General features: G+C 57.6%; 1 protein-coding gene. It reads right to left on the bottom strand.

Annotated elements, in window-relative coordinates:
• Positions 1 to 253 (bottom strand): hypothetical protein (locus EZM41_RS14750; RefSeq protein WP_446697834.1); only part of this gene is annotated, 253 nt, incomplete at its 3' end.
• Positions 254 to 269: the final 16 nt, after the last annotated feature.

The raw sequence follows: 269 nt of genomic DNA, 5'->3' as shown, positions 1-269 counted from the left end.
GATCGATTCCGTGGATAAGCTCGTAGAGCGCATTTCGCAGATTCACGCTCAAGGCGTGGGATGGGCGATCACGGCGTGTGCTACGCGCAATGGTCTCGGCAATATATTTTATACCCCCAATGGCATATATGTGGCAGAGATAGGCATAGCCGGCCACGCTCGTGCCCGCTTCTTCGAGCGCTACGGCGTAGGCTGCAAGCTGAACCGAATCCCTGTAGTAGTCGCTCCCTCCCGACTTGTAGTCAAGGACCACCGCGCTCCCGTCGGTC

Source organism: Acetomicrobium sp. S15 = DSM 107314, from assembly GCF_016125955.1.
In the GTDB taxonomy this organism is placed as follows: domain Bacteria; phylum Synergistota; class Synergistia; order Synergistales; family Thermosynergistaceae; genus Thermosynergistes; species Thermosynergistes pyruvativorans.
This window is presented reverse-complemented; position numbering and strand designations above follow the sequence as displayed.